We start from the raw sequence: 21,387 nt of genomic DNA on the forward strand, positions 1-21,387 counted from the left end.
TGGGGGGCGTTCTCAGTGGGCGGAGGCCGGGTCCGGTACGGCGTGCGCGTGCAGGAACCGGAGCAGGGCGCGCGCGGTGGCGTCGTTCTGCCGGAAGGCGGGCGCGTTCGTACGGGGCCGGGCGAAGGCGCCGGAGCCGCGGGCGTCGGTGGGCGGGCCGAGCGCGAAGCGGCGCGGGTGCGGCCGGCCGGCGCGGTCCAGCACCCGGCCGTCGGGATCGACGGCGAGCAGGCCGGTGCCGGTGGAGGCGGCGCCGTCCTCGTACAGGCCACGCAGCAGGGCGTCCTTCGTGTGCGTCACGGTGGGCGCCGGAAGCCGCGCCTCCACCAGCGCGCGGGCCTCGGCGAGCACGCCCGGCGCGCTGCTGCCGCGGGCCCGGAACACACCGCGTTCCGCGTCGGCGGTCACGGTGATCCCGGCGCCGAGGAAGCGCACCACCCCGGCCCGGGACAGCGCGAGCAGCTGCCGCAGCCGCGGCCCCGGTGGCCCGGACGCCAGGTGACTGAAGAATCCGTGCCACCACGGTCCGTGGTCCCCGAGCCGGGTGAGCTGGCCGTACACCGACAGCAGGGCGAAGAACACTGCCAGGTCGGGGCTGTGCGCGGGGGTGTGACGGCGGGCGAGATCGGCCTCGATGTAGGCACGCAGGCCGTCCTGGAGGGCGTCCGCGTCGGGGTAGCGGATGCCCGCGAGGGGCCGGTCCAGGGCGGCCAGGTCGAGGCGGTCCGCCGGGTCGGGCACGGCGGCGTCGACCAGCGCCCGCAGCTCCGCGCCGAGCGGTCCGGCGGCGGCGTACTTCTCCTCGAACGCGGTCCAGTCGGCGCGGACGCGTTCCGGGTGGGCGGTGAACAGCCGGTGATAGTGGGCGAAGCCCAGCTCCTTGGCGATGAGCGGCCACACGTCGCGCCGGAAGTCCCGGCCGCCGGGCCGGGCGAGCAGCGCGTCGACCTGCGCCGGGCCGAAGAAGCGGGGCAGCGGCGGCCGTTCGCCGCGCCAGGGGTAGCCGGGCTTGGCGTGGTACGGGACGCCGCGCCGCGAACCGACGTACAGCACCGGCTCGTTGCCGGACGGCCGGTACACCGGCCCGCCGTCCGGACCGGGGACGTACGAGCCGCCGCGCCCTTCGGTGAGCAGCACCATCAGGTCGACGAAGGCCAGCCCGAAGCCGCGCACGATCACCGGCTCGCCGGGGAGCAGCGAGGACAGGTCCGTGTCGGCGGTGAAACCGGCCGGGAGGTACGTCAGTTGGCGGCGGGCCGCGAAGGCGGCCAGCGCGCGCTGTTCCGGCGGCGGCTGGGCGTCGAGATGGCCGAGGGCGAGGACGACGAGGTCGGCGAAGAGCGGGGTGGGGCTGTCCTCCAGCCACACCTGCTGCCGTCCGTCGCGCGGCCCCGCGACGCGTACGGCACGGCGGCGGTGCTCGTGGACGGTGACGCCCGGCGGCAGTGCGGCCACCGCCTGCCCGTACACCCACTCCAGGTAGGCGCTCTGCACCCGCCGGCCGGCGAACCCGCGCGGCCCCAACCCGGCTGCCTCCGCGCGTAGTTCCCCCGCCACCGGGACCTCGCCCGTCCGTACCCGGGCGGCCCACTCGGCGAGCGACGGCCCGGCCCGTACCGGCCCCTCCTGCTCGACCGACTCGTCGGTGAACATGGTGACGTCCTCGGCCATCGAGTTCATCCACAGCAGCGGCGACTGGTCGCGGCGCCATACGCGTCCGCCACCGGGCGGGTAGGGATCGACCAGGTGCAGGTCCAGGGGCGCGTCGCCGTACAGTCCGGGCGCGTTGGCGGCGAGGCGTTCGACCAGGCCGGTGCCGCGCGGGCCGGCGCCGACGAGCACGACGGCGGGACGGGACGGGGGATGGAGGGGCCGCCGGGACGGCACGGCGGACAGGAGGCGGTCGGTCGCAGACATGCGTGAAGGCTCCGTGGATGCGGTGATCCCACTGGGGAGTCGAGCGTCTTCACACACGGTGCCCGCAGGCCGTCACCGGCCACGCCCCTCAGCACGGCCGATCCTTGAGATTAGGTGTCCGGGACGCCCCGCTGTCAAGGCTGTCCGGACTGTGGGCGGCCGGGCGGGCCGTGGTTGACGGGAAACCGGATGCCTGTTCCACTTGGCCGCATGGACTCACGGCAGTGGCTGGTCACCCGCGACCACATCGACTTCGGTCGTGTGTGGTCGTCGTCCTGTTGAGCCGGCCCCCTGCCGCCCGCCGCCGTTCCGGCCGGGCCTCTCGCGGCACCTCGTCCCGTCCGCCGCGCCTTCACACACCGCGCCCGTCGGCGCACCCTCCCCTCGCACCCCTTGCTTCCCCTCGCACCACGCCTGCCCGACCGCCGCATCGCGCGGCCCCGGCAGCGCCATGTGTCGACGCAGCGTCATTTGTCGACAAAGTCCGGCACCTGTGCTGCCGGGCGCCGTCGCGCCCCGGGTCAACGCGGCGCCCCGGCCCGCGTCCGGCCGGGTTCATCCGGCCCCCCGAACGGGGCGAACCGGGTCACCCTCGTACGGCGGCCGTTCGTATTGCGTCCGGTTTGTAGCGAGAAACGATCGGGTACCGGTCCGGCACTGGACGTTCCCACACGCGATGTGACAGCCTTCACACGGTCAGTTCGCGCGATCCTCCACAGATCTGACGCCATGCCACCCTCTTTGCACCAGATGTGTCACGAACCCCCCGTGCGGCGGCTATCCACTTGGCAGAGCATCCGCATCATGGACGACGATAGAGGTGCGGACACACAGACCGCGGGTGAGAGGAGGCGTCAATGGGATCGGTACGCAAGGCAAGCGCCTGGCTGGGCCTCGTCGACGACAACGATGACGAGCGCTACTACGACGACGACTACGCCGAGGGGTCCGAGCCCGGCAGCACCGGGAACCACCCCTGGGCGACCGACCCGCGCGTCCAGGTGGCCGACGAGAGCGCCCAGGACCAGGGCACCCGCATCGCCACCGTCACCCCGGACGGCTTCCGGGACGCCCGCGGCATCGGAGAGCTGTTCCGCGAGGGCATCCCCGTCATCGTCAACCTGACCGCGATGGAGTCCGCCGACGCCAAGCGGGTGGTGGACTTCGCGGCCGGGCTGACGTTCGGACTGCGCGGCTCCATCGAGCGGGTCGCCACCCGGGTCTTCCTGCTCACCCCGGCCGACTACCGCGTCCTCAGCGGCGAGCCCGGCCGGCGCCGCACCGAGGGCGGCTTCTTCAACCAGAGCTGACCGGGAGAGCCGGCGCGCCGTTCCGGTCCGGAGGGCCGGCGGACGCCCGCCGCCCCCGGCCGGTGCCGCTCACCGGAACGCGTCGAGCCCGGTGAGCGCCTTGCCCAGCACCAGCTGGTGCATCTCGACGGTGCCCTCGTAGGTGAGCACCGATTCCAGGTTCGTCGCATGCCGCATGACGGGGTACTCCAGCGAGATCCCGTTCGCGCCCAGGACCGTCCGGGCCGTCCGGCAGATCTCGATCGCTTCCCGCACGTTGTTGAGCTTGCCGAAGCTGATCTGTTCCGGCCGCAGCCGCCCCGCGTCGAAGCGCCGCCCCAGGTGATGGGCGAGCAGCACGCCCTTGTGCAGTTCCACCGCCATGTCGGCCAGTTTGGCCTGGGTGAGCTGGAAGCCGCCGATGGGTTTGCCGAACTGCTCACGGGTACGGGCGTAGTCCAGCGCCGCCTCGAAGCTGGCCCGCGCGGCGCCCATCGAGCCCCACACGATCCCGTACCGGGCGTGGCCCAGGCAGCGCAGCGGGCCGCCCAGCCCCTTGGCCCCGGGCAGCACCGCGTCGGCCGGCAGCCGTACCCCGTCCAGGACCAGTTCACTGGTGACCGAGGCGCGCAGCGACCACTTGTGGGTGATCTCGGGTGCGGAGAAGCCGGGGGTGCCGGCCGGGACGAGGAAGCCGCGGATGCCGTCGTCGGTCTGCGCCCAGACCACGGCGACCCCGGCCACCGACCCATTGGTGATCCACATCTTGCGGCCGGTCAGCACCCAGTCGCCGCCGTCCCGCTTGGCGTGGGTGCGCATGTTGCCCGGGTCGGAGCCGTGGTCCGGCTCGGTCAGGCCGAAGCAGCCGATGACCGCGCCGGAGGCCATGTCGGGCAGCCAGCGCCGCTTCTGCTCCTCGGAGCCGAAGCGCCAGATCGCGTACATGGCGAGCGAGCCCTGTACGGAGACCAGCGAGCGGATGCCGGAGTCGGCCGCCTCCAGCTCCAGGCAGGCCAGGCCGTACTGGACGTGCGAGGCGCCGGCGCAGCCGTAGCCGGTCAGCGCCATGCCCAGGGCGCCGAGGGAGCCCAGTTCGCGGGCGAGTTCCCGGATGCCGGGCAGCTCGCCGCGCTCGTACCACTCGGCGATGTGCGGCAGGACCCGGTCCCCGGCCCACCGGCGGACGGTGGCGCGGACCGCCCGGTCCTCGTCGGAGAGCAGATCGTCGATGCCCAGCGGGTCGGCCGGGTCGAAGGGCGGGAGCTGCGGGGACGGGGGTGCGGACATGGCGGGGCCTCCGGTGGCTGCGCGAACCCGAAAACTAGCGGTGGTAGTTATCCGGTTCCGACGGTACGGCCGCCCGCGGCGTGGCGGCAAGGGTCCCCGCCGCGCACCGGCGCCCCGGTCGGCGCGGTCCGCCGGCGCCTGGTCCGGACGTCTCCGCCGCGCCCGAACGCCCCGGCTCCCCGTCCGTACGCCGCGCCGCTCACCGGCCGGCGTTCGCGGGCGCCGGCTCGGCGTCGTGGTGCGCGTCGCCGTCGGTCCGGTCCCCCCCTTCCGCGGCCCGGCGCGGCAGCCGCAGCGCGATCAGCGCGCCGGCCAGCAGGAGCAGGGCGCTGGTGACGAGCGTGGTGTGCAGCCCGTGGACGAACGCGCCCTGCGCGGCGTCCCGCAGCACCGACCGGGCCGGGCCGCCGAGCGACGAGGCGACCTTGTACGCCTCCCCCAGGGAGTGCGCGGCCGAGGCGGCGGCCCGTTCCGGGACGCCGGCCACGTGGGACAGCCCCGGTGCGTAGGCGGCGTTCATGACGCTGCCGAGCAGGGCCACGCCGATGCCCGCACCGAGCTGGTACGAGGTCTCGCCGATGGCCGCCGCGCCGCCCGCCTGGTCGGCGGGCGCCTCGCTGAGCATCGACTCGTAGGCGCCGAAGAGCGTGCTCTGGAAGCCGAAGCCGAGCAGCACGAAGCCCAGGACGAGGAGCCAGGGGCGGTCCGTCTCGTCCATCGCGGTCAGACAGAGCACGGCCGCCGCGGTGAGCACGAAGCCCAGCGAGACCATCACCTTGGGCCCGACGGCCTGGAGGACCTTCGAGCCGGTCAGTCCGGCGGCCATCGCCGAGAAGACCAGCGGCAGCATCCGAAGCCCGGTCTCCAGCGGGCTCAGGTTCAGTACGAGCTGGAGGTACTGCACCGCTATGAGCTGGAGTCCGACGAGGGCGAGCATCGCCAGCACAATGCAGCCCACCGAGGTGCCGAAGGCCGGGCGGGCGAACAGCCGCATGTCGATCAGCGGGTGCCGGCGCTTGCGCTGGCGCCGTACGAAGAAGGTGAGCAGCAGGGCACCGACGGCGATGGAGCCCAGGGTGGTCGGGCCGAGCAGGGCCTCGCCGCTGCCGATGCGCTTGACGCCGAGGACGACGCCGAGCACGCCGAGCGCCGCGACGACGGCGCCCACGGTGTCCCAGGGCCCGTTGCGCTCGCCCCGGGACTCCGGCAGCAGCCAGCGGCCTATCAGGGCCATGACCGCCATCATCGGGATGTTGATGAGGAAGACCGAGCCCCACCAGAAGTTCTCGACGAGGAAGCCGCCGAGGACCGGGCCGACCGCGGCGCCGACCGCGGCCACCGCGCTCCACACGCCGATCGCCACCGCCCGCTCGCGCCGGTCGGGGAAGACCTGGCGCAGGATGGACAGCGTGGCCGGCATGATCATCGCGCCGCCGATGCCGAGCAGGGCGCGGGCGATCATCAGGATCTGCGGGTTGGGGGCCAGCGCGGCGGCGGCCGAGGCCGCGCCGAACAGTCCGTATCCCAGGAGCAGGACGCGGCGGCGGCCCACCCGGTCGCCGAGTGTGCCGAAGAGGATGAGCAGGGAGGCCGCGATCAGCGGGTAGATGTCCACGATCCACAGCAGTTCCACCGGCCCCGGGCGCAGGTCCTCGGTGACCGAGGGCACCGCCACGTACAGGATGGTGGTGTCCAGCGCGACGAACAGCAGGCTGACGCAGAGCACGACCAGAACGGTCCAGCGGCCCGCGCCGCCACCTCCATGCCGGGGAACACCCGCCGTCCGCTCGCTGCTGGACGTGGTCGTCCCGGACATTCGCGTACCTCCTGTCATGCTCTCGCGGCCGCGGGCCGGGGGCGTGGAAACGCTCCGGCGGAACCGGCGGAACGGGCGAGTTGAGACGTCAGACTACGCGAGTCGCGTGACGTCACGCGTGGCTCACCCCACGATGAGACGCGCATCGCAGGGTTCGGTGGTTCCCATACCCGCCGGCGGGCGGCGGACTCCGGCCACGGGATAATCGGCCGGATGAACGATCTTGCCCCCTTCCGTCCCCCGGAGCGGACCGGCCCCGGCCGCGGCCGCCCGCTGCGCGCCGCCCTGCGCCGGGCCGCCCCGGCGCTGCTGGCGTACGCCGCGATCCGGGCGCTGGGGGTGCTCGTCCTGGCGGTCTGGTCCGCGGCGCACGGCAAGAGCTGGCACACGCTGCTCACCGCCCGCTGGGACTCCCTCTGGTACACCCGGGTCGCGGAGCAGGGCTACGGCTACAGCGTCCAGCTGGCCAACGGGGACGTGCATTCCAATCTGGCGTTCTTCCCGCTGCTGCCGTGGCTGGAGCGGGGGCTGTCCGCGGTGACGCCGCTGTCCGCCGCCGACGCCGGGCTGGCGGTCTCCTGGCTCGCGTCGCTCGCCGCGGCCTGGGCCCTGTACCTGACCGGCGAGCGGCTGCACGGGCCGCGGGCCGGGGTCGCGCTGGCCGCGCTGTGGGCGGCGCTGCCGGTGGGGATCGTGCAGTCGATGGCGTATTCGGAGTCGCTGTTCACCGCGCTCGCGGCGTGGGGCGTGTGGTGCGTGCTGACCGGGCGGTGGGTGACCGCGGGGGTGCTGGCCTCGCTGGCGGGCCTGACCCGGCCGGTGGGCGCCGCGGTGGTCGCGGCGGTGTGGCTCACCGCGGCGGTGACGCTGTGGCGGGACCGGCCGGCGGGCGGCGCTCCGCGGCGGGGCCGGCACCGGCGGATGCTCCTCGGCGTACTGCTGGCGCCGCTGGGGTGGTGCGGCTATTTCCTGTGGGTGGCCGCCGAGCGGGGCAGCCTCACCGCGTATCTGGACGTCCAGGGCGGCTGGGGGAACGGTTTCGACGGGGGCGCGGCCTTCGCCGCGTTCCTGTGGGACCTCGGTTTTCCGGCGGGCCTCGGACTGCTGGCCGGAGTGGCGCTGGTGGTCTGGCTGTACGTCCTGGGCGCGCGCCGCGGGCAGCCGCTGCCGCTGCTCGTCTACGGCGGTGCCGTCCTGCTGCTGGCGCTGACCGCCAAGGGGTACTTCGGCTCCAAGCCGCGGCTGATGATGCCGGCCTATCCGCTGCTGCTGCCGCTCGCCGCCGGGCTGGCGCGGTGGCGTCCGGCGTGGGCCTGGACGGTGACGGCCCTGGTCAGCGCGGGATCGGCGGTCTACGGAGCGTGGTGGCTGAACGGTTCGGGCCCGCCCTGAGCGGAACATTCCCCTCCGTGCGGCCCCTTCCGGGAAACGGGCCGCGACACCCGTGCGAATCGGCGATAAACTCCTTCGGCGAATTCGGAAGAGCTCACCGGGAGTGGCTTCCGGTGGCACCCGGAGACGTAATCCGACGGCCGTGGAATTCCTTCCGAAAAGCACTGGCCAAAGCCTCGTTTGAGACAGATTGCACATCACATCGTCATTACAAAGCTCACAGTTTGACCAAGCACCGACATCACACGCGGTAACGTCGATTGAGTGCGTACCGATGACAAGCTCGACCAGATGGAGGAGCACCCGGCCGATCGCCCACCGTCACGCATGACCCGGACCCGCTGGTGGCTGTTCGGGGGCACGCTCGCGGTGTACGTGGCGATCGTGGCCGGTGTGCTCGCCACCTCATGGCTGGTCACCTTCGACTGGCAGGCCATGCTCTTCCGGCCGTACAAGCAGTGGCCGGAGATCCACGCTTTCCTCGACTACTTCGTGGTGCTGGGCCAGCGCGGCCCCACCGCGGTCGCCGTGGCGGCCTGGCTGGGCTGGCGCTGCTGGCGGACGAAGAACCTCCACCCGCTGCTGGTGCTGGGCACCTCGCTGCTGCTGCTCAACATCACCGCGGGCGCCGCCAAGCTCGGCATGGGGCGGCTCGGGCCGCACTACGCGACCACGATCGGCGCCAACGAGATGTGGCTCGGCGGCGATATATTTCCTTCGGGCCACACTGCGAACGCCGTCGTCACCTGGGGCGTCCTGGCCTACCTGGCGACCACGCCGCTGCGCCGCCGGGCCCTGTCGGTGATCGCCGCGCTGGGCGCCCTGGGCGTGGGCATGACCACGGTCTACCTCGGTACCCACTGGGTCAGCGACGTGCTGCTGGGCTGGGCCGCCGGGCTGCTCGTCCTCCTCGCGCTGCCCTGGTTCGAGCCCGCGGTGGAGTGGGCCGAGGTCCGGCTGACGGCCCTGTGGGTACGGCTGCGGGCCGGCCGGCTGTCCGTCCCCGCGCCGCTCTCCCCGGCGCCCGCCCGCTCCGGTCTGTCCGCCCCGCGCCCCGCCCCCGAGGACGAGGTGCTGGTACGGGAAGCGGCCGGCCCCGCCCGCCCCAACACCGCCGCCCGCACCGCGGACAGCCGGCCGCACCACCCGCCGCGCCCGCACACGGCCCGCTCGGAGCGCACCCCGGTCACGCCGACCGGCCCCCGGCGCCCGCCGCACGCCGACCGCGCGCCGCGCACCGCGCCGCTGTCCCCGGCCCCGGCCCGGGGCCGCACCGGCGGCAGCTGACCCGACGAGACCCGCGGGGACGGTACGCACAGCCTCTCCCCCGCAGCCGACGGCCCCGGCCGCTCCTCCTGGAGCCCCGGGGCCGTCGGCTTTTCCGTGCCTTCGCCGTCCGCTCAGCCCTTCCAGCTGCGGGTGACGACACCGTCTTCGACTTCGAAGTTCAGCCGGCCCCCCAGGTACTCCATGGTGATGATCGTGCCCGGCGCCAGCGAGCGGACGGTGCTCCAGCCGCGGTCGCGGGCGCGCTCCTCGGCGGCCTGCTGCGCCAGCCCGACGTAGGTCTCGGGGTCGTCGTCGGGTTCGTGAGGGGACTTCGGTACGGGTGCCATGGCAGCCACCGTAGGCGCCCGGTACAGCGCGTGGAAGGGCCGGGTGCCACACGCGAGTACCCGCCCGGTCCCCCGTTCGTCACACTTCTGTCACAGCACCACGGCGCGTGACCGGTTCGGTTTCCGTCATCCGTACGAGCCGGGGACTGCACCAACCGGGTGGGAATCCAGGTCGGCCGGATTCCGGTCTTGATCGTCGTCCGGTGACCGCCACGGGACGCCCGCGGACCGGCCGCATTTAATTCCCCGTCAGTCTCCGTTTATTCCTTTGATTTCCGTCGCCGGACGTCCGGAAATCAGCCGGCAGCACGCCGTCCGCGCATATTTCGCGGGCATGCCGGCGGGCCGGCGGGTTTGAGTCGGCCGCCGCGCGGTACTCGCTGGTGCCGAGGAGCCCCATGGGAGACAACAGAGCCAACACACCGGACAAGAGCAACAACCACCGAGCGGCGTCCGCCCGCCCCAGCGCACCCGAACTCCTGCGTTCGGCCCGGGAGCAGCTCGCCGAGCTGACCGGCCTGAACCCCGAGACGGTCTCCCGGTTCGAACGGACCGAGGACGGCTGGGTTCTGGAGACCGAGGTGCTGGAGCTCGCCCGGGTCCCCGAGACGATGAGCCTCATGGCGTTGTACGAGGTCACGCTCGACCCGGACGGCATGCTCACGGGCTACCGGCGCGTCAGCCGCTATGAGCGCGCGAGAGGAAGACCACAGACATGACCGTTGTCCCGGCACAACAGCAGTCCGGGGGCGGGGGTGGCACCAGTGGCCTCTACGACGTCCTGGAGCTGATCCTCGACCGCGGCCTGGTGATCGACGCGTTCGTCCGCGTCTCACTGGTCGGCATCGAGATCCTGAAGATCGATGTCCGGGTGGTGGTGGCCAGCGTCGACACCTATCTGCGGTTCGCCGAAGCCTGCAACCGGCTCGACCTGGAGACCGGCGCCAACAAGAGTCCCGGCCTGCCCGACGTGGTCGGCCAGGTCACCGAGTCCGGCGCCAAGGGCAAGTCCAAGGGCGCGCTCTCGGGCGCGGCCGAGACCTTCGCCGACGCGATCGGACAGGGACGGGACAAGGCCGAGGCCGAGGGTGAGCCGCAGCGCAGGCCGCGGCGCACCGCCTCCCGCAAGAAGGAGGAGAGCGAGTGAGCACGTACGTCTACGGCATCGCCCGCGCCGGCCACCCCGAGCCGGAGCAGGAGATCCTGGGCATCGGCGACCCGCCGCGGCCGGTCCGCGTCGTCCGCGAGGGCGACTTGGCGGCCATCGTCAGCGACTGCCCCGACAAGCTGCGGCCCAAGCGCCGTGACCTGCTGGCCCACCAGCACGTACTGACCGAGGCGGGAGCCGACGGAGCGGTGCTGCCGCTGCGCTTCGGCTCGCTCTCGGACAGTGACGAGGCGGTGCGGGAGGTGCTGGCCGAGCATGCCGAGCACTACAAGGCACAGCTGGACGACCTCCACGGCAGGGTCGAGTACAACGTGAAGGCCGCGCACCGCGAAGAGGACGTGCTGCGCCGGGTCCTCGCCGAGGAACCGGAGATCCGGGCCCTCAACGAGGCCAACCAGGCGTCCGGCGGCGGCGCGTACCAGGACAAGCTCCGCCTCGGCGAGCTGATCGCCAACGCCGTGCGGGCCCGCGAGGTGAGCGACGCGCACACGGTGGAGACGGCGCTCACGCCACGGGCCGAGCAGTCCCGTCCGGGGCCCGAGGGTTCCGGCTGGCTGGTCAACCTGTCCTTCCTGATGCGGCGCGAGGACGCGAGCGCGTTCCTGGAGGCCGCCGACCGGCTCGGCGCCGAAAACCCGCACCTGGAACTGCTGGTCAACGGGCCACTGCCGCCGTACAGCTTCGTACGGCCCCTAGAGACCGCCGCCGCGGAGTGACCGGTGGGCCTGCTCAAGGAACTGCTGCTGCTCCCGGCCGCTCCCGTCCGCGGGACGGGCTGGGTGCTGCGGCAGGTCCTCACCGAGGCCGAGCGGCAGTACTACGACCCGGCCGTGGTCCAGCGCGAACTGCGTGCGCTGTCGGAGCAGCTGGACGACGGCCGGATCGACGAGGCCGAGTTCGACCGGCGCGAGGACGAGCTGCTGGACCGGCTGGAGGAGCTGCGGCGGCGCTCCCCCGGGGCGTAGCCGCGCGGCCCGCCGAACCCATCGATCCGCCGCACCGACATGGAGGAGATCCCCGAGATGAAGAACCGGCCGGCACTGGTGCTGGCCGTCGCCGGAGGCTATCTGCTCGGCCGTACGAAGAAGGCCAAGCTCGCCATCGGTATCGGCAGCATGGTCCTGGGCAAGCGGCTGAACCTGAGCCCGCAGCAACTGATCTCTCTGGTCAGCGACCAGATGGAAGCCAACCCCCAGCTCAAGGAGTTGCGCGAGCAGCTGCGCAGCGATCTGAAGGGCGTGGGCAAGGCGGCGACCGGCGCACTGGTCACCAAGCGGCTGGATTCCCTGGCGGACAGCCTGCACGAACGGACTCTGGACGTACGCGACCGGCTGGACGCGGGCGAGGTCGGCGGCAAGGCCGCGGACACCGTACGCGGTGTGACCGGCGGCGGACGGGACCGCGCCGACGCGTCGGAGGAGGGCGGGGAAGAGACCGCCCCCCGCCGCGGCGGCGGCTCGCGGAAGTCCGCGGACGAGGGGCGGGGCGGCACCGGGAAGCAGGGCGCGCGCTCCTCGAAGACGGGCACGTCGGGCGCCAAGTCCGCACCGGACAAGCGCAAGCGGTCCGCCAAGCAGGCCGCCGCCGCGCCGAAGAAGACCGCTTCGGCCGCGAAGAAGACGGCCCGGTCCGGCACGCGCCGCAGCGGAGGTGAGAACCGTGGCTGAATCGCGGTCCGGCGGCCCGGTGGCCGCCGTCAAGGAGAGCGTGGCCGGCAATCCGGCCGTCGACCGCCTCAAGGAGGAGGCCGTCTCGTTCGCCGCGGCGCAGGCGCAGCGGCTGCTGGTGGCCACCGGCAAGCGGCTCGGCGAGGCCACCACCCGGCTCACGGACGTGGCGGAGGGCCGCAGCGACGGCCTGATCGGCCCGGTGATCAAGGAGACGTTCAAGGGCGCGGTCAAGGACACCGCCAAGAACACCGTCAAGGGCGCCGTGGGCAAGCTCACCGGCAAGCGCAAGGGCGGTGGCGGCAAGAGCAAGGCCGTGACGATCAGCGAGGACGTCGACGTGGGCGTGCCGGTCCGCGAGGCGTACAACCAGTGGACGCAGTTCCAGGAGTTCAGCACCTTCGCCAAGGGGGTGCAGGGGGTGGAGTCCGCGGACGACACCGACTCCCACTGGCGCGCGAAGATCTTCTGGTCCACTCGCAGCTGGAAGGCGCACACCACCGAGCAGATCCCCGACGAGCGCATCGCCTGGACCTCGGAGGGCGCCAAGGGGACGCTCAAGGGCGTCGTCACCTTCCACGAATTGGCCGCCGATCTCACCCGGGTGCTGCTGGTCATCGAGTACCACCCCAAGGGCCTGTTCGAGAAGACCGGCAACATCTGGCGCGCGCAAGGCCGCCGCGTACGGCTCGACCTCAAGCACTTCCGCCGCTTCGTGATGATGCGCGGCGAGGCGACCGGCGAGTGGCGCGGCGAGATCCGCGACGGCGAGGTCGTGGTCGGCCACGACGAGGCCCTCGAACGCGAGGAGCGGGACCGCGACGAGCAGGACCGCGACGAGCGGGACCGCTCGGAACGGGACACCGAGGGCGCGGCCAAGCCGTCCGAGGACGCGTACGAGGAGGAGTCCGGCGGCCCGGAGGACGAGGAGCCGGCGGACGCGTACGAGGACGAGGACGCCGAGGCGGAGGGCGAGGACGACGCCGAGGGCGCGTACGAGGAGGACGCGGAGGGCGAGGACGAGCCTGACGACGAGCCCGAGGACGCGTACGACGAGGACACCGAAGAGGAGGACGCCGAGGACGCCTACGAGGAGGAGCCGGCGGACGAGGAGGAGGCCGCACACGAGCCGGAGCCGGCCCGATGAGTTCCCAGGTCCCCTCCCCCTACGGCTCCTCCAACGGCGGCGCCAACCTCGCCGACATCCTCGAACGCGTCCTGGACAAGGGTGTGGTGATCGCCGGTGACATCCGCATCAACCTGCTCGACATCGAGCTGCTCACCATCAAGCTGCGGCTGATCGTGGCATCGGTCGAGCGGGCGGAGGAGATGGGCATCGACTGGTGGCGCGACGACCCGTCGCTGTCCTCCGGCGCCCGGCGCCGCGAACTCGCCCGGGAGAACGAGCGGCTGCGCGAACGGATCGCCGCCCTGGAGGAGCAGGAGCCGCGAGAGGAGATCACTTGAGCACGCACGGTGCCGAGCTGATGTACACGTACGCCGTCGCACGGGCCGGCTGCCGTACACCGGACGGGCTGCTCGGCGTCGCGGACGCACCCGTGGAGACCGTCACGGAGGGCGCGCTGTCCGCCCTGGTCTCCCGGGTGCCGGCCGCCGACTTCGAGGAGGAGGCGCTGCGCGCGCACCTGGAGGACCTGGCGTGGCTGGAGCGGACCGCCCGCGCGCACCGCAGCGTGGTGGACACCGCCGCCGCGGAGTTCTGCGTGCTGCCGCTGCGCCTGGTGACCGTCCACCGCGACCTGCGCGGGGTGCGGCAGGTGCTCGCGCAGCGCGCCGAGGAGTTCCTGAGCGCGCTGGTCAGCCTGGACGGCCGGATGGAGTGGGGCGTCAAGGCGTACGTCGAGGACCCCGGGACCGCCAAGCCCGCGGTGCCCGCGGGCGGTTCCGGCCGTGCGGCACCGGCCGCCGGCTCCGGGCGGGACTTCCTGCGCCGGCGGCTCGCCCACCGGCAGGCCCAGGAGCAGACCCAGCGGCGCGCCGACGAGCTGGCCCGGGCCGCCCACGAGGCCCTGGACAAGTTCGCCGAGCGCAGCCGGCTGCACCGCCCGCAGGACGCCCGGCTGTCCGGGGTCAGCGGGCGCAACGTCCTCAACGGCGCCTATCTGATCCCCCGCGAGCAGGCCGGGGCGTTCGCGGGCCTGGTCGGCGAGCTGGCGGACCGCAGTCCCGGCGTACGGATCGAACTGACCGGCCCGTGGGCCCCGTACTCCTTCACCCAGGCGCCGCGGCCCCCGGGCGCGGACGGGGACACCGGGCCGGGGGCCGCATGACCTCGCCGGTGCCCGGCCCCGGCCCGGACCGCCCGCCCGCCGAACGGCAGATCGCGCTGGTCGACCTGCTGGACCGGCTACTGGCGGGCGGCGCGGTCATCGCGGGCGACCTCACGCTGCGCATCGCCGAGGTGGACCTGGTCCGGATCGACCTGCGGGCCCTGATCAGCTCGGTCAACGCCAACGTGCCGTCGCCCTTCGAGGAGTTGGGGCCGGCCGCCGAGGAGGAGGTGGCGCCGTGACCCGGCGTGTCGAACTGGACGAGGAGACCGTGGAGCGCGACCTGGTGCGGCTCGTGCTGACGGTGGTGGAACTGCTGCACCAGCTCATGGAACGGCAGGCGCTGCGCCGCGTCGACCAGGGCGACCTGTCCGAGGACCAGGAGGAGCGGATCGGCCTGACACTGATGCTGCTGGAGCGGCGGATGGGCGAGCTGTGCGAGCGGTACGGCATCGGGAAGGACGAACTCAACCTGGACCTCGGCCCGCTGGGGCCCCTGCTGCCCCGGGAGTGAGGCCCGCCCCGGGCCGCGACGGCGTGCCGCAATGATCCGGCCGGGCTGTGCCCGCCCCCTCGCGTGACGCGGGACGGACGGCCATCATGGCCAGAGCCCGAGCACGTCTCCCACCGGTCCACCGGTGGCTTCTCCGGTTGCTGGTGACTTCTTGGCGAACGAGGTGGCGCAGATGGGTACGGACACCGTGACGACGAGCCCGGAACCGGTGCGGGCGCGGCGGCCCGGCGCGGTGGTGGTGGCCTGGCTGACCACCACCGACCACAAGAAGATCGGCCATCTCTATCTGGTCACCGCGTTCGGCTTCTTCCTGATCGGCGGTCTGCTGGCGCTGCTGATGCGCGCCGAACTGGCCCGCCCCGGGCTCCAGATCATGACGAACGAGGAGTTCAACCAGGCGTTCACGATGCACGGCACGATCATGCTGCTGCTGTTCGCCACCCCGGCCTTCGCGGGGTTCGCCAACGAGATCATGCCGTTGCAGATCGGTTCGCCGGACGTGGCCTTCCCGCGGCTGAACATGCTCTCGTACTGGCTGTTCCTCTTCGGCGGCCTGATCGTGCTGGGCAGCCTGCTCACCGCGACGGGCGGCGCGGCGTTCGGCTGGACCGCCTACGCGCCGCTCAGCTCGATGGTCCGCTCCCCCGGCATCGGCGCCGACATGTGGATCATGGGGCTGGCGCTGTCCGGCTTCGGCACCATCCTCGGCTCGGTCAACTTCATCACCACCATCATCGGGATGCGCGCTCCGGGCATGACGATGTTCCGGATGCCGGTCTTCACCTGGAACGTGCTGTTCACCTCGATCCTGGTGCTGATCGCCTTCCCGGTGCTGGCGGCCTCGCTGCTGGCGCTGGAGGCGGACCGGCGCTTCGGCTCGGTGGTCTTCGACGCCGAGTGGGGCGGGTCGCTGCTGTGGCAGCACCTGTTCTGGTTCTTCGGGCACCCGGAGGTCTACATCATCGCGCTGCCGTTCTTCGGCATCATCACCGAGATCATCCCGGTCTTCTCCCGGAAGCCGATCTTCGGCTACATGATGCTGATCGGCGCGACGATGGCGATCACCGGGCTGTCGGTGATGGTGTGGGCGCACCACATGTTCGCCACCGGCGCGGTGCTGCTGCCGTTCTTCTCGTTCATGTCGTTCCTGATCGCCGTGCCGACGGGGGTGAAGTTCTTCAACTGGATCGGCACGATGTGGCGCGGGTCGCTGTCCTTCGAGACACCGATGCTGTGGGCCGTCGGGTTCCTGGTGAGCTTCCTGTTCGGCGGTCTGACCGGCGTGATCCTGGCCTCGCCGCCCCTGGACTTCCACGTCACCGACACCTACTTCGTCGTCGCCCACTTCCACTACGTCGTCTTCGGCACGGTCGTCTTCGCGATGTTCGCCGGGTTCTACTTCTGGTGGCCGAAGTTCACCGGGAAGCTGCTCGACGAGCGGCTGGGCAAGGTGCACTTCTGGACGCTGTTCACCGGCTTCCACACCACCTTCCTCGTCCAGCACTGGCTGGGCGTGGAGGGCATGCCGCGCCGGATCGCCGACTATCTGGCGGCCGACGGCTTCACCGTGCTGAACACCGTCTCGTCCATCGGCGCCTTCCTGCTCGGCCTGTCCACGCTGCCGTTCCTGTACAACGTCTGGAAGACGGCGAAGTACGGCACGAAGGTCGAGGCGGACGATCCCTGGGGCTACGGCCGTTCCCTGGAGTGGGCGACCTCCTGTCCCCCGCCGCGCCACAACTTCCTGACCATCCCGCGCATCCGCTCGGAGTCGCCCGCCTTCGACCTGCACCACCCGGAGGTCGCGCGGCTCACTCCGCCGGACGCCCCGGAGCCGGCGCGCCCGCCGCAGCGGCCGGAGCCGGATCCAGCGCCCGGGTCAGCCGGTCCCTGATCTCCCGGATCCGCCCGGCCAGCCCGGGCGGCTCGCGCACCTCGAAGTCGAAGCCCATCAGGACGACGTGGATCACCAGGACGTCCAGGCGGTGCGCGCCGGTGTGCAGCAGGCAGCGGTGCTCGTCGAGCGGTTCGACGACGCCGTCGGACGGGGTGATCCGCTGGGCCGCCTCCTCGGCGGAGGCGTGCAGCACGATGGTGGCCCGCTCGGCGTAGGCCTGGGTGGACACGCCCCGCGAGACGTACGCGGCGAGGTCGTCCGCGGGGGCCGGGCGCGGGGTGAAGCGCGGGCCGTGCGGCGGGGTGAGGGTGATGCGGTCGGCGCGGAACGTCCGCCAGTCCGCGCGGTCCACGTCCCACGCCACGAGGTACCAGCGGCGCTGCGCGGACACCAGGCGGTGCGGCTCGGCGGTGCGGCGGGTGGCCGTACCGTCGTGGGCCGCGTAGCGGAAGCGCAGCCGCCGGCTGTCCCGGCAGGCAGCGGCCAGCTCGGTGAGGACCCCGGCGTCGGCCCGCGGCCCGCCCGGGTGGCCGAGCATGGGGACGGTGAAGGCGTTGAGGGCGCCGATACGGCGGCGCAGCCGGTCGGGCAGCACCTGCTCCAGCTTGGCCAGGGCCCGTACGGAGGTCTCCTCGATGCCCTCGACGCCGCCGGCCGCGGCGGTGCGCAGCCCCACGGCGACCGCCACCGCCTCCTCGTCGTCGAGGAGCAGCGGTGGCAGTTCGGCGCCCGCGCCCAGTTGATAGCCCCCGGCGGTGCCGGGGGCCGAGTGGACGGGGTAACCCAGTTCGCGCAGGCGGTCGATGTCGCGGCGGACGGTGCGCGGAGTCACGCCGAGCCGGTCGGCGAGGTCCGCGCCCGTCCACGCGCGGTGTGCCTGCAACAGGGAGAGCAGACGGAGCAGTCGTGCCGAGGTCTCCAACATGCCGGGCAGTCTGGCAGCCCATGCGGACAGCTACGGTCCGCGGGCTACCACCTGTACCAGCGTGTGCGGCCACCGCCGGCGCTCGTCGTACGGAACAGGAAGCCGAGCAGCCACACGACCAGGACCGCTACGGCGACCCACCACAGGGCCTTGAGCGCGAAACCCGCGCCGAAGAGGATCAAGGCCAGAAGCAGTACCAAAAGGACAGGAACCATGTGATTCGCACCTCCGCTGTTGCGAGTGCCCACGGTGTGCGGTGTTATGCGCCCTGCCTGACGGGGCTCGGTCAACGGCCGGCCGGGGCCGCCCCGTCCGGCCGGTCGCCGGTGACGCGGACCGCCAGGTCGTTGTCGGGCGTGTAGTACGGCCCGATGCGCAGCTGTCCGGCGGGGCAGCCGACGGGCAGCTCCGGGTGGACGAAGGCCGCCTGCTTCTCCGGTACGCCGTCGAGCAGCCGGGCGATGCGGACCGGTTCGGCGTCCTCGGCCGCGCGCAGCCACAGGTCCCAGCGCTCGGTGCCGCCCGCCCAGCGCTCCGCGAGCGGCGCGTAGGGCAGCGTGAAGGTGAAGTCGGCGCCGTCGCCGGTGAGCGGGACGCTGACGACCGCGGCCGGGCCGGCCTCCTCCGGCGCCCCGGGGCGCAGCCGGGCCTCGGCGCGGGCGCCCGGCCCGAGGGCGGCGCCGTACAGCCGGCCCGTCACCGTCGTACCGCCGGCGTCGGCGAGGAGGTCCACGGCCTCCGCGTGCGGTCCGCGCAGCCAGCTGCGCAGCGCCAGGCGGCCGGAGCGGGTCGTGTACGGGATGCGCACGCCGAGCCGGCCGATCCCGGCCAGCGGGCGGCGGTCCACCAGCGGGCCCAGGTCGTTGTCGCCGGGCAGCAGCCGCTGCGGCTCCCGGCCGTCGCCGAGGTCGGCGTAGGCGTTCCAGCGGCCTTCGGGCAGGGCGACGGTGCTGGGCAGCACGGCGCGCAGCCGCCCGGAGCCGTTCGGCCCGAGCGGCAGCCGCAGCTCCTCGTGGGTCCCGTCGGCGTCGCGCGGGCGCAGCACGAGCGCCGCGCTCCAGACCGGGTGGCTGCCCTGCGGTGCGGTGACGTCGAAGGTCAGACCGCCGGCGGAGTCCGCGATGCAGTCGGCGCGCAGCGGCTGCGCGGCCGGGTCCCGGTCGCCGTGGCCGGCCGCCGCGCCGTCCGGGTCCGTGGGCGGGGCTCCGGCCAGTACGCGAGCGACGGCGTCCGGTCCGGCCGGCCCGGTGCCCGTCGTGGGCGTTTGCGTCGACGCGTTCATACCGTCCGCACCCCTCTCACAGCGGCCTGCGCCGCGTCCTTGGTTGCGTACGCCCCGTGTCCCGGAGCCGGGTTGTACGTCGTCCGGACCGTCCCTCCGATGCCGTCCGTGCACTGAAACAGGAATGAGCTGTGCATCCGTCCCGTTTTCCGTCCCGTGTCCTTCGGCGGCAGCGGACGAGTCCGGTTCGTCCGCCCCTTGAACGGGTAGACCACGGGCCCGGGTTCCGGGTTGAGCCCTTTGGCCAACTTGTTCCGAAAGAGTTAGGACATCGGTAGCGACGTCGCGGAACTTTCCTGGATCACCGATCGTCGTTTCCGTCCCGCGCCGTATCGCCACAAGCTATGCCGTCCCGGGGCGTCCCGTCACGAGGTGTGCAGCCACCGGCCGGCCCCGGGGAGCCGGCCGCCGCCCCGCCGCGGGTCCGGGCCGGGGCGCTCAGGGCCGGTACGGCAGCTGCGGCACGGTGAAGCAGTTGGTGTCCATGTCCCCCTGGGTGACCCAGCCGCCCTCGCCGCCGTGCGCGCCGTCCCGCCAGCGGGCGACCGACAGGCAGGTGCGGTCGGTTTCCGGCGGCTTCGGGAGCGGCCGGAACGCGGCGGGAAGCAGCAGGCCACGGGCGGTGTAGGGCGCTCCGTCGGCGACGAAGCGCTCCACGCACGCGCGGGTGAGCCGCGTCCCGCAGGAGCGCGCCGCGTCGGTGAACCACATGGCCGCCGCCCAGCCCTCCAGCTGCCACTGCGACAGCGGGCCGCCCTTGGCGTACCGGGCCATCGCGGTGCGGAAGTCCCGTACCGCCGCGCCGCCCGGACCCTTCCCCGGATCGTCGTAGTTGCGGCTGGCGCCGGTGGCCCACAGGGCGTTCCGACAGCCCGGCGACTTCTTGTAGTCCTTTGCGACCGAGTCCGACCAGTTCTGCACGTTCGTGACCTTTGCGGTCGGCCGGACGCCCGCCGCGTCCATCGCCTCGCACAGCCGCGCGTTGCCGTGCGTGTCCAGCGCGTCGAAGACCAGATCGGCACCCCGGTCGCGCAGCCCGGCGGCGACCGCGGGGAAGTTGGGCAGCGCGAAGTCCACCTGCTCGGTGGTCACGTCGTACCCCTCGGCCTCCAGGCCGCGCACGATCAGCCGGGCGTACGCGGCGGACGCCGCCTGGTTGTAGGAGACGACGGCCGCGCTGCGGGCCCGCTGCACACGCTTGAAGTAGCGGTAGACCTCCGTGCCGCCGTAGAGCCGCCCGTCCCAGCCCGGCGCTTTGCCGTCCCGCGGCGCCTGGCTCCCGTAGATCCCGTACAGGTGCGGGTACGTGTCGTACGCGGCGCCGACCGGCTGGCCGCCGATGTCGGGGACGCCCGCGGCGGAGACCCGGGGCGCGCCCGCGTAGTCCAGCGCGGTCGTCGCGACCAGCGCGAACACCTTCTCCTCGGTGAGCAGCCGGCGCACGCACTCGTCGTTGCCGACGCCGCTGCCCCCGTCGTCGCAGGTGACCGGGCGCACCGGCCGGCCGTTGACGCCGCCGTCCCGGTTGAGCTCGGCGAAGTACGCCAGCGCCCCGTCCCGCGGCCCGGTGAACGCCTCGCCGCCCACCGGGCTCGTCGTACTGGTGATGATCCCGACCGTGATCGGCTCACGGACCGGGCCCGTCGCGGGCGTTGTCCGGCGGTGCCCGAAGTCACGCTCCGGCAGCCTGCTGCCACAGGCCGCGGTCAGCGCGAGCAGCAGCGCCGCGGCGGCGGCACCGGCCGCCTCAGCAGCCCGGCGCGGACGCATTGCCGCTCATGCCCACCAGCGCGCACAGGGTCTTGAGGGACACCTTCCACACCTTGCCCTGGTAGACGGAGACGCCCTTCCCGTCCGGCAGCGCGGTGGCGCCCTTGAGCGTGAGGCTGTACGTCACGTCGGCCTCGGTCGCGGAGGTGAACCGTACGGCGGACACCTGCGCCGCGACCTGCTTGCCCCGCTGGTCGCCGTTGAACGCCTCCAGCAGCAGTTGCAGCTGCTCGCCGTTCTGGAGGTACCTGGCCTTCTCGGCGTTGGACAGCTTCGGGTCGAAGAACTTCCGCCAGTTCTCCTTGATCTCCCGCTCGGCGGCGGCCGGGTCGGCCGGGCCGCTGCCCGACGCCGTCGGCGGGGCGCTCGTGTCCGTGCCGCCGCGGTCCGGGGCCGAGGCCGCCCCGCTGGGCGCCGGCTGCCCGCCGTCGTCGGCGTCCCCGCAGCCCGTGGCCCCGGCGGCCACCAGCAGCACCGCCGCCACCAGCGCCGGAACCCGCCGCGCGGGCCCCCCACGGAACGTCATGTACACCACCGCCTGTCGTCGCGACCGGCC

The 21,387-nt window shown here is 73.0% G+C and carries 23 protein-coding genes; 14 read left to right on the forward strand and 9 right to left on the reverse strand.

The features are described 5' to 3' along the window. Positions 1 to 12: 12 nt before the first annotated feature. The gene (locus tag ACH4FX_RS26840) at positions 13 to 1,917 is read right to left on the reverse strand and encodes an FAD/NAD(P)-binding protein (protein ID WP_398483073.1); all 1,905 of its coding nucleotides are present in this window, start codon (positions 1,915 to 1,917) and stop codon (positions 13 to 15) included. A gap of 857 nt (positions 1,918 to 2,774) precedes the next feature. On the opposite strand from ACH4FX_RS26840, the gene ACH4FX_RS26845 reads away from it, so the two are divergent. Continuing rightward, the gene (locus tag ACH4FX_RS26845; RefSeq protein ID WP_398483075.1) at positions 2,775 to 3,227 is read left to right on the forward strand and encodes a cell division protein SepF; all 453 of its coding nucleotides are present in this window, start codon (positions 2,775 to 2,777) and stop codon (positions 3,225 to 3,227) included. Between the two features lie 69 nt (positions 3,228 to 3,296). On the opposite strand, the gene ACH4FX_RS26850 is transcribed toward ACH4FX_RS26845, so the two are convergent. After that, the gene (locus tag ACH4FX_RS26850) at positions 3,297 to 4,493 is read right to left on the reverse strand and encodes an acyl-CoA dehydrogenase family protein (protein WP_398483077.1); all 1,197 of its coding nucleotides are present in this window, start codon (positions 4,491 to 4,493) and stop codon (positions 3,297 to 3,299) included. A gap of 199 nt (positions 4,494 to 4,692) precedes the next feature. Next, positions 4,693 to 6,309, reverse strand: a complete 1,617-nt coding sequence (locus tag ACH4FX_RS26855; protein WP_398483079.1) for an MFS transporter — start codon at positions 6,307 to 6,309, stop codon at positions 4,693 to 4,695. 213 nt (positions 6,310 to 6,522) lie between these two features. On the opposite strand from ACH4FX_RS26855, the gene ACH4FX_RS26860 reads away from it, so the two are divergent. Both ACH4FX_RS26860 and ACH4FX_RS26865 read left to right on the forward strand, forming a co-directional pair. Further along, entirely contained in the window at positions 6,523 to 7,701 is a 1,179-nt protein-coding gene (locus tag ACH4FX_RS26860) for a hypothetical protein (protein ID WP_398483081.1), read from the forward strand. Positions 7,702 to 7,965: 264 nt separating this feature from the next. Further along, entirely contained in the window at positions 7,966 to 8,988 is a 1,023-nt protein-coding gene (locus tag ACH4FX_RS26865; protein WP_398483083.1) for a phosphatase PAP2 family protein, read from the forward strand. A 113-nt stretch (positions 8,989 to 9,101) separates the two neighbouring features. Here ACH4FX_RS26865 and ACH4FX_RS26870 read toward each other — a convergent pair whose 3' ends face one another. Next, the gene (locus ACH4FX_RS26870) at positions 9,102 to 9,317 is read right to left on the reverse strand and encodes an I78 family peptidase inhibitor (RefSeq protein WP_398483085.1); all 216 of its coding nucleotides are present in this window, start codon (positions 9,315 to 9,317) and stop codon (positions 9,102 to 9,104) included. 398 nt (positions 9,318 to 9,715) lie between these two features. Here ACH4FX_RS26870 and ACH4FX_RS26875 point away from each other — a divergent pair, with 398 nt between their 5' ends. The 11 genes from ACH4FX_RS26875 (at position 9,716) to ctaD (ending at position 16,851) form a co-directional block, all read left to right on the forward strand. After that, positions 9,716 to 10,036, forward strand: a complete 321-nt coding sequence (locus ACH4FX_RS26875; protein ID WP_398483086.1) for a gas vesicle protein — start codon at positions 9,716 to 9,718, stop codon at positions 10,034 to 10,036. Then, complete coding sequence (locus ACH4FX_RS26880; protein WP_398483088.1) at positions 10,033 to 10,464, forward strand: gas vesicle structural protein GvpA; 432 nt, start codon at positions 10,033 to 10,035, stop codon at positions 10,462 to 10,464. The genes ACH4FX_RS26875 and ACH4FX_RS26880 overlap by 4 nt, the downstream gene beginning before the upstream one ends. Beyond that, positions 10,461 to 11,201 (forward strand): GvpL/GvpF family gas vesicle protein, encoded by a 741-nt coding sequence (locus ACH4FX_RS26885; RefSeq protein WP_398483090.1) that lies wholly within the window; start codon positions 10,461 to 10,463, stop codon positions 11,199 to 11,201. The genes ACH4FX_RS26880 and ACH4FX_RS26885 overlap by 4 nt, the downstream gene beginning before the upstream one ends. A gap of 3 nt (positions 11,202 to 11,204) precedes the next feature. Then, the gene (locus ACH4FX_RS26890; protein ID WP_398483092.1) at positions 11,205 to 11,450 is read left to right on the forward strand and encodes a gas vesicle protein GvpG; all 246 of its coding nucleotides are present in this window, start codon (positions 11,205 to 11,207) and stop codon (positions 11,448 to 11,450) included. Positions 11,451 to 11,507: 57 nt separating this feature from the next. Beyond that, positions 11,508 to 12,152: a DNA primase gene (locus ACH4FX_RS26895; protein ID WP_398483094.1), complete on the forward strand. Its 645-nt coding sequence runs from the start codon at positions 11,508 to 11,510 to the stop codon at positions 12,150 to 12,152. Continuing rightward, positions 12,145 to 13,299: an SRPBCC family protein gene (locus tag ACH4FX_RS26900; RefSeq protein ID WP_398483096.1), complete on the forward strand. Its 1,155-nt coding sequence runs from the start codon at positions 12,145 to 12,147 to the stop codon at positions 13,297 to 13,299. The genes ACH4FX_RS26895 and ACH4FX_RS26900 overlap by 8 nt, the downstream gene beginning before the upstream one ends. Then, positions 13,296 to 13,619 carry a gas vesicle protein gene (locus tag ACH4FX_RS26905; RefSeq protein ID WP_003986599.1) on the forward strand — a complete coding sequence of 108 codons (324 nt, stop codon included), beginning with the start codon at positions 13,296 to 13,298 and terminating at the stop codon, positions 13,617 to 13,619. Before ACH4FX_RS26900 ends, ACH4FX_RS26905 begins: the two co-directional genes overlap by 4 nt. Then, positions 13,616 to 14,443, forward strand: coding sequence for a GvpL/GvpF family gas vesicle protein (locus ACH4FX_RS26910; RefSeq protein ID WP_398483098.1), 828 nt, complete (start codon positions 13,616 to 13,618; stop codon positions 14,441 to 14,443). Before ACH4FX_RS26905 ends, ACH4FX_RS26910 begins: the two co-directional genes overlap by 4 nt. Further along, complete coding sequence (locus tag ACH4FX_RS26915) at positions 14,440 to 14,685, forward strand: gas vesicle protein (protein WP_398483100.1); 246 nt, start codon at positions 14,440 to 14,442, stop codon at positions 14,683 to 14,685. Before ACH4FX_RS26910 ends, ACH4FX_RS26915 begins: the two co-directional genes overlap by 4 nt. Next, complete coding sequence (locus tag ACH4FX_RS26920) at positions 14,682 to 14,957, forward strand: gas vesicle protein K (RefSeq protein WP_398483101.1); 276 nt, start codon at positions 14,682 to 14,684, stop codon at positions 14,955 to 14,957. Before ACH4FX_RS26915 ends, ACH4FX_RS26920 begins: the two co-directional genes overlap by 4 nt. A 172-nt stretch (positions 14,958 to 15,129) precedes the next feature. Next, positions 15,130 to 16,851, forward strand: coding sequence for a cytochrome c oxidase subunit I (ctaD, locus tag ACH4FX_RS26925; protein ID WP_398483103.1), 1,722 nt, complete (start codon positions 15,130 to 15,132; stop codon positions 16,849 to 16,851). Here ctaD and ACH4FX_RS26930 read toward each other — a convergent pair. The 5 genes from ACH4FX_RS26930 to ACH4FX_RS26950 all read right to left on the reverse strand — a co-directional run bounded on the left by ACH4FX_RS26930 (position 16,769) and on the right by ACH4FX_RS26950 (position 21,357). After that, positions 16,769 to 17,779 carry a helix-turn-helix transcriptional regulator gene (locus ACH4FX_RS26930; protein ID WP_398483105.1) on the reverse strand — a complete coding sequence of 337 codons (1,011 nt, stop codon included), beginning with the start codon at positions 17,777 to 17,779 and terminating at the stop codon, positions 16,769 to 16,771. The genes ctaD and ACH4FX_RS26930 overlap by 83 nt on opposite strands. Before the next feature lie 44 nt (positions 17,780 to 17,823). Then, positions 17,824 to 17,994 (reverse strand): hypothetical protein, encoded by a 171-nt coding sequence (locus ACH4FX_RS26935; protein WP_003986593.1) that lies wholly within the window; start codon positions 17,992 to 17,994, stop codon positions 17,824 to 17,826. Positions 17,995 to 18,065: 71 nt separating this feature from the next. Then, entirely contained in the window at positions 18,066 to 19,061 is a 996-nt protein-coding gene (locus tag ACH4FX_RS26940) for a hypothetical protein (RefSeq protein WP_398483107.1), read from the reverse strand. Between the two features lie 438 nt (positions 19,062 to 19,499). Then, positions 19,500 to 20,831, reverse strand: coding sequence for an ABC transporter substrate-binding protein (locus tag ACH4FX_RS26945; protein WP_398483109.1), 1,332 nt, complete (start codon positions 20,829 to 20,831; stop codon positions 19,500 to 19,502). After that, entirely contained in the window at positions 20,809 to 21,357 is a 549-nt protein-coding gene (locus ACH4FX_RS26950) for a hypothetical protein (RefSeq protein ID WP_398483111.1), read from the reverse strand. Before ACH4FX_RS26950 ends, ACH4FX_RS26945 begins: the two co-directional genes overlap by 23 nt. Positions 21,358 to 21,387: the final 30 nt, after the last annotated feature.

It is taken from the genome of Streptomyces sp. NPDC018019 (genome assembly GCF_044327805.1).
In the GTDB taxonomy this organism is placed as follows: Bacteria; Actinomycetota; Actinomycetes; order Streptomycetales; family Streptomycetaceae; genus Streptomyces.

Coding starts and splice junctions, on each gene's coding strand:
- ACH4FX_RS26840 (WP_398483073.1), bottom strand. CDS start 1,917: ATGTCTGCGACCGACCGCCTCCTGTCCGCCGTGCCGTCCCGGCGGCCC.
- ACH4FX_RS26845 (WP_398483075.1), top strand. CDS start 2,775: ATGGGATCGGTACGCAAGGCAAGCGCCTGGCTGGGCCTCGTCGACGAC.
- ACH4FX_RS26850 (WP_398483077.1), bottom strand. CDS start 4,493: ATGTCCGCACCCCCGTCCCCGCAGCTCCCGCCCTTCGACCCGGCCGAC.
- ACH4FX_RS26855 (WP_398483079.1), bottom strand. CDS start 6,309: ATGTCCGGGACGACCACGTCCAGCAGCGAGCGGACGGCGGGTGTTCCC.
- ACH4FX_RS26860 (WP_398483081.1), top strand. CDS start 6,523: ATGAACGATCTTGCCCCCTTCCGTCCCCCGGAGCGGACCGGCCCCGGC.
- ACH4FX_RS26870 (WP_398483085.1), bottom strand. CDS start 9,317: ATGGCACCCGTACCGAAGTCCCCTCACGAACCCGACGACGACCCCGAG.
- ACH4FX_RS26875 (WP_398483086.1), top strand. CDS start 9,716: ATGGGAGACAACAGAGCCAACACACCGGACAAGAGCAACAACCACCGA.
- ACH4FX_RS26880 (WP_398483088.1), top strand. CDS start 10,033: ATGACCGTTGTCCCGGCACAACAGCAGTCCGGGGGCGGGGGTGGCACC.
- ACH4FX_RS26895 (WP_398483094.1), top strand. CDS start 11,508: ATGAAGAACCGGCCGGCACTGGTGCTGGCCGTCGCCGGAGGCTATCTG.
- ACH4FX_RS26905 (WP_003986599.1), top strand. CDS start 13,296: ATGAGTTCCCAGGTCCCCTCCCCCTACGGCTCCTCCAACGGCGGCGCC.
- ACH4FX_RS26915 (WP_398483100.1), top strand. CDS start 14,440: ATGACCTCGCCGGTGCCCGGCCCCGGCCCGGACCGCCCGCCCGCCGAA.
- ctaD (WP_398483103.1), top strand. CDS start 15,130: ATGGGTACGGACACCGTGACGACGAGCCCGGAACCGGTGCGGGCGCGG.
- ACH4FX_RS26930 (WP_398483105.1), bottom strand. CDS start 17,779: ATGTTGGAGACCTCGGCACGACTGCTCCGTCTGCTCTCCCTGTTGCAG.
- ACH4FX_RS26935 (WP_003986593.1), bottom strand. CDS start 17,994: ATGGTTCCTGTCCTTTTGGTACTGCTTCTGGCCTTGATCCTCTTCGGC.
- ACH4FX_RS26940 (WP_398483107.1), bottom strand. CDS start 19,061: ATGAACGCGTCGACGCAAACGCCCACGACGGGCACCGGGCCGGCCGGA.
- ACH4FX_RS26945 (WP_398483109.1), bottom strand. CDS start 20,831: ATGCGTCCGCGCCGGGCTGCTGAGGCGGCCGGTGCCGCCGCCGCGGCG.
- ACH4FX_RS26950 (WP_398483111.1), bottom strand. CDS start 21,357: ATGACGTTCCGTGGGGGGCCCGCGCGGCGGGTTCCGGCGCTGGTGGCG.